Below are 2,699 nucleotides of genomic sequence, written 5' to 3' on the forward strand. Positions count from 1 at the left end.
GCCCGCCCCCAGACGAGCGCCGCGCCGCCCCCCCCCCCGGCCGCGCCGCGGGGGGGGGCCCCCCCGGGCCCGGCAGGTCGTTTGACCGGGCATGGACGCCAAGAACCCCACGAACGCCAAGACCGCCGGCCGTGCGAAGCACGCCAGGACCGCACCGGGCGCCGGGACCGCCGGGAACGCCCTGAAGCGCGGCCTCGCCGCCCTCGCCCTCTCCTCCGGAGCCCTCGGCCTCGCCGCCGGCGCCGCCCACGCCGACAACGCCACCCTCCAGGCGGCCGCCCCGCTCGCCAAGCGCGTCGGCGACATCGTCGACCACCCGGGCCAGGCCGTGCAGGACACCAAGACCGCCCTGGAGGTCACCGGCACCGTGGCCGGAGCCGCGGCCCAGTCCACCGAGAGCTCGCTCGCGGGCGCCGGCGGCGCCCTGCAGACCATGCCGCAGGCCCCGTCGGTCAAGGCGCCGTCGGGCAAGTAGCCGGGCCGGGAGTCGGTCGTTGGTCACCACATGATCCTGTGGCTGCTCAACTCCCTCTCCACCCTCACCCTCGGCCTCCTCCTGGTGGGCGGCTTCACGGGCCTCGCCGTGGCCGGCAGCCTCGCCGCCCGCCGCCGCTTCCCCCATCTGGCGGGCGGCGAGCACAACGAAATGGTCGGCGTAGCGCTCGGGATGTTCGGCGCGATCTACGGCATCATCCTCGCGTTCGTGGTCGTCACCCTCTGGACCCAGCTGGAGAACGCCCAGCACATCGTCTCCACCGAGGCCACCGACCTGGCCCTGATCGTCCGCAGCGCCGAGGCCTTCCCGCCGGAGGAGCGCGCCCGCGTCGAGCAGGCGGTCGGCCAGTACGTGCATGCCGTCGTCGAAGTGCAGTGGCCGCTGATGCGCGAGGGCCGGCCCAGCTACGACGCCACCGCGCACCAGACCCACGGCCTGTACCAGGCGCTCCAGGCGTACGAGCCCACCGGCGCCCGCAGGACCACCTTCTACGAGCAGGCCGCCGACCGCCTCAGCGACGTCGCCGCCCAGCGCCGGGCCCGCATCGACATGGCCGAGACCTCCCTGCCGATGCTGCTCCAGCTCCTGGTGTACGGGGGCGCGCTGGTGATCCTCCCGCTCACCTTCCTCTTCGGATTGCGCAGCCTGAAGATGCAGCTGCTGTTCGTGTCGGCGGTGGCCGGGCTGATCGGCTTCAGCCTGCTGCTGGTGATGGTCCTGGACCGGCCGTTCGCGGGGGAGCTGAGCGTGAGCCCGGCCCCGTACAAGGAGGGGGCCCTGGTGCAGTTCTGGGCACGGTAGTGGTGGCGGTGCGGTGACGGTGGTGGGGGCGGTGGCGGTTGCGGGGTGGACGTCGGGACCGGATGCTTTTCGCAGCGCCGTGAGGCCCGCCGCCGATAGCGCGAGGGAGTGGAGGGAAGTGGTGTGATGGGTGCGGAACGCCCGACCTCGCCGGTCAACTCCCACAATGAATGGGATCCCCTGGAGGAGGTCATCGTCGGGCGGATCGACGGCATGACGATCCCCTCCGACCACCCGGTCGTGTCCTGCAACATCCCGCCGTGGGCGGCGCGCCTCCAGAAGCTCGCCGCCGGCCTCCAGTACCCGCGCATGCTGGTCGAACCGGCGCAACAGGAGCTGGAACAGTTCGTCGCGCTGCTGGAGTCCCTCGACATCACGGTCAGGCGACCGGACACGGTCCAGCACGGCCGCCGCTTCGGCACGCCCGACTGGACGTCACGCGGCTTCGGCAGCAGCTGTCCGCGGGACAGCATGCTCGTGATCGGCGACGAGATCATCGAGACCCCGATGGCATGGCCGTGCCGGTACTTCGAGACCCACGCCTACCGCACGATCCTCAAGGACTACTTCCGGCGTGGCGCACGCTGGACCGCGGCACCCAGACCGCAGCTCACCGACGCATTGTTCGAGACGGATTTCCGGGTCCCCGGACCCGGCGAGCCCATGCGGTACATCCTCACCGAGTTCGAGCCGGTGTTCGATGCTGCGGATTTCGTACGGGCCGGACGCGACCTGTTCGTCACGCGCAGCAACGTCACCAACAGCATGGGCATCGAATGGCTGCGCCGCCATCTCGAACCGGCCTACCGCATCCACGAGGTCGAGAGCCGCTGCCGCACGCCCATGCACATCGACACGACGTTCGTCCCGCTCGCGCCCGGAAAGGTACTGGTCAACCCCGAATACGTCGACGTGGACCGCCTGCCCGAGGTCCTGCGCTCGTGGGACGTCCTGATCGCCCCGGAGCCCACGCCGCCCGACGGGCGCCTGCTCAAGGTCACCTCGCTGTGCGGCAAGTGGCTGAGCATGAACGTCCTCATGGTCGACGAGAAACGGGTGATCGCGGAGCGCCACCACACCGGCATGCTGCGCGCGCTGGAGCGGTGGGGCTTCGAGCCGATCCCGTGCGACCTCCTGCACTACGCGCCGTTCGCAGGCTCGTTCCACTGTGCGACGCTCGACGTCAGGCGCCGGGGGGTGCTTGAGTCGTATTTCCCCTGAGTCGGGCTTTGGCCTTCTGGGGGCTTCTGGCCTCTGGGCCTTCTGGCCGTCTGGGCCCCTGAGTTCCCTTCTCTGAGTAGCCGTCAGCCGTTGCTGAGACCGTAGTCAGGTCTCAGCATTCCGGGCATTCCGGCCCGGAAGGTCCGTCACATCACCAAAGCGTGAGGGCTTCGGCTTGAGT

Annotated in this window: 3 protein-coding genes; all 3 read left to right on the forward strand. The window is 70.6% G+C overall.

The annotated features are described in order from the left end of the window. Positions 1 to 91 precede the first annotated feature (91 nt). The 3 genes from ACFVGY_RS26455 to ACFVGY_RS26465 all read left to right on the forward strand — a co-directional run bounded on the left by ACFVGY_RS26455 (position 92) and on the right by ACFVGY_RS26465 (position 2,518). Positions 92 to 475 carry a hypothetical protein gene (locus ACFVGY_RS26455; protein ID WP_385681442.1) on the forward strand — a complete coding sequence of 128 codons (384 nt, stop codon included), beginning with the start codon at positions 92 to 94 and terminating at the stop codon, positions 473 to 475. Positions 476 to 505: 30 nt separating this feature from the next. Then, positions 506 to 1,297, forward strand: coding sequence for a DUF4239 domain-containing protein (locus tag ACFVGY_RS26460; protein ID WP_385681444.1), 792 nt, complete (start codon positions 506 to 508; stop codon positions 1,295 to 1,297). 126 nt (positions 1,298 to 1,423) lie between these two features. Beyond that, positions 1,424 to 2,518, forward strand: a complete 1,095-nt coding sequence (locus ACFVGY_RS26465) for an amidinotransferase (RefSeq protein ID WP_385681446.1) — start codon at positions 1,424 to 1,426, stop codon at positions 2,516 to 2,518. Positions 2,519 to 2,699 lie beyond the last annotated feature (181 nt).

It is taken from the genome of Streptomyces sp. NPDC127106, assembly GCF_042677605.1.
Classification (GTDB): domain Bacteria; phylum Actinomycetota; class Actinomycetes; order Streptomycetales; family Streptomycetaceae; genus Streptomyces.

Coding starts and splice junctions, on each gene's coding strand:
- ACFVGY_RS26455 (WP_385681442.1), top strand. CDS start 92: ATGGACGCCAAGAACCCCACGAACGCCAAGACCGCCGGCCGTGCGAAG.
- ACFVGY_RS26460 (WP_385681444.1), top strand. CDS start 506: ATGATCCTGTGGCTGCTCAACTCCCTCTCCACCCTCACCCTCGGCCTC.
- ACFVGY_RS26465 (WP_385681446.1), top strand. CDS start 1,424: ATGGGTGCGGAACGCCCGACCTCGCCGGTCAACTCCCACAATGAATGG.